Here is a 2207-nt window from a genome sequence, read left to right as displayed (position 1 = left end):
GGATCGGCAGGCCCTTGGTCCAGTCGTACTGGTTCACGGTGACGTGCTTGTCCGCCAGGATCGAGTCGTAGCCGTTGACCCTGAGCCCCGCGGTCACGATGGTCAGCAGGTTGGAGGCCACCGCGCTGCCGTCGGTCGGGCGGTTGCTGTCGTACTCCTTGACCTGCCAGGAGCGGGCGACCACCGAGGTGCCGGCCTTCATCAGGACCGTGCTGCCCGAGGTGAAGTCGGAGACGAGGTCGACGCGGTGCAGCGGTCCGAAGACCTCCAGCTGCCGGACCCCGTCATCGCTGTAGGACGAGTAGTCCTCCAGCAGCTGGGCCCGGTCGGAGCTGCTGAGCGTGTCGATGCCGAGACCCTGCTGGGCGGCCTTGTCGGCGTCGGTGAGGCCGAGGGCGAGCGAGCGGTTCGCCGCGCTGAGGGTGCGGATCGTGTTGCCGAAGCGGTCGTACTGGATCGCGTTGAGGTAGCCACCCGGGGCGGCTGTGTCGACGCCGCGTCCGGAGGCGTCGGTGTACTGCACGGTGGCGCGCTGGTAGGCGGACGCCGCCAGGGTGGAGCCGTCGCTCGAGGCCGGGACCTGGTCGGCCGGGAAGATCGCGGTGGCGTCGGTCGGCGGGGTCAGCTGGTGCCAGGACTGGACGTCCGAGGAACCGAGCTGGTACGGCGCGTTGCTGCCGCTGACCGGCACGCCGTAGACCACCGTGGTCGCCGCGTTGGTGCCGTCGGTCGCCGTCGCCGAGCCCGGCTGGAGGTTGGGGCGGGACGCGCTGAGCAGCATGCCGTCACCGGCGACGGACGAGGTGCCGACCTTGCCGTAGGTCATGGTCCAGGGCAGCTCACCGGGTGGGGTGAGGGTGGTCACGCGTCCGGCATTGTCGTAGCCGTAGCTGGTCTTCAGCGGGCTGGAGAGCCGCGGATCCCACGTTTCGGCCAGCCGTCCCGACGCGTCGTAGTCGTACGCGGCGACGGCGGTGCCGGTGGCCGACGGGTCGCCCCACCAGGTGGACCAGAGCTTGATCTGCTGGACCTGGCCCGCGAAGTCGCCGAAGGAGCCCGCAGTGGCTGTGGTGGCAGCGGCGTAGTCGTATTCGAGCACCCGGCAGCCCTTGGTCGACGGCGCGGCCGCGCAGGTCGAGGCAGGGACGGCGGTGGTCGGGGCGATGAGGTACTTGGGACGGGCGAGGGTCTGGCCGTTCACCGTGACCTTCTCCGAGACCACCGTGGTGGTGGAGTTGTCGCCGGCCAGGTAGCTGGTGGTGAACGCCCAGGTGGTGGCGGCCGGGTCCACCTTGGTGAAGGTGGCCGTCTTGCCGCTGGTGTCCTTGAGCGTGAAAGAGCCGGTCAGCGAGCCGGTGAGGGTGAGCTCGGCCGCTCCCGGCTCGCCCTGCCAGCCGCCGGCTGCGGTCGCGGTGAAGCCGGTGTGCTTGCCGTCCTCGGTCACCAGGGCGACCGACGTGGGCGAGGTCTGCTGGATCGCCACCCAGCTGGTGCCAGTCAGCTCCGCGTGCACGCCGGAGGACCACTGTGCGCCGAAGATCGCCGCCTGTCCGGCCCGCGTCGCACCGGAGTCCGGCTGCCGGGAGGATGCGCTGCGCGCTGCGGTCAGACCGAAGAACGAGGCGTCGCTCGCACCGAGCGTGAAGTCGCCGGTGAGGGTGTTGACCATGCCTGGGCCGACCGGCTGGGCCGGGGCCGTGCCGGCGGTGCGGTCGATGGTGACGGTGCTGGTCTGGGTGAAGCCGGTCGTCCCGTCCGCCTTGACGAACTTCGCCTGGACGTCCACCGGGCTGTCTGCGGCGAGCGTGTCGGTGACGCTCCAGGTCAGCGCCGCCGAGCTGCCGCCGGAGACGGCGAGCGGCCAGCTGACGGCCGAACCGTCGGCGGCCTTGGTGACGTTGGCCGCCGGGATGTCCTTCCAGGCGTCGGTCTCCCCGATCCGGTACTGGTAGGTCAAGCCGGTGTAGGTGGAGTCGCCGACGGCGGAGAGCGACAGCCGCCGTGCGGTCCGCTCACCGCCGAGCGGGGTCAGCAGGGCCGCACTGCCCGCGCCGACGCCGAAGCCGTAGGCGGTGGTGTTGACGGACTCGTTGCCCGCCACGTCGATGCTGCGCGCGTACAGCGTGTGCCAGCCGCTGCCCGGGGAAATGCTGATGGCCTGCGACTTCCCGGTGCCGGTGCCGGAGGTGTCGTAGACGCGCTGGGAC

Annotated in this window: 1 protein-coding gene; it reads right to left on the bottom strand. The window is 71.1% G+C overall.

Translation table 11 applies throughout. The annotated features are described in order from the left end of the window. On the bottom strand, nt 1-2207 hold a 2207-nt coding region (locus AB0O00_RS36555), incomplete at both ends, for an RHS repeat domain-containing protein (RefSeq protein WP_363659013.1).

This window comes from Kitasatospora sp. NPDC093558, assembly GCF_040683475.1.
Classification (GTDB): domain Bacteria; phylum Actinomycetota; class Actinomycetes; order Streptomycetales; family Streptomycetaceae; genus Kitasatospora.
The sequence above is the reverse complement of the archived record's forward strand: the minus strand, read 5'-3'. Positions and strand labels throughout refer to the sequence as shown.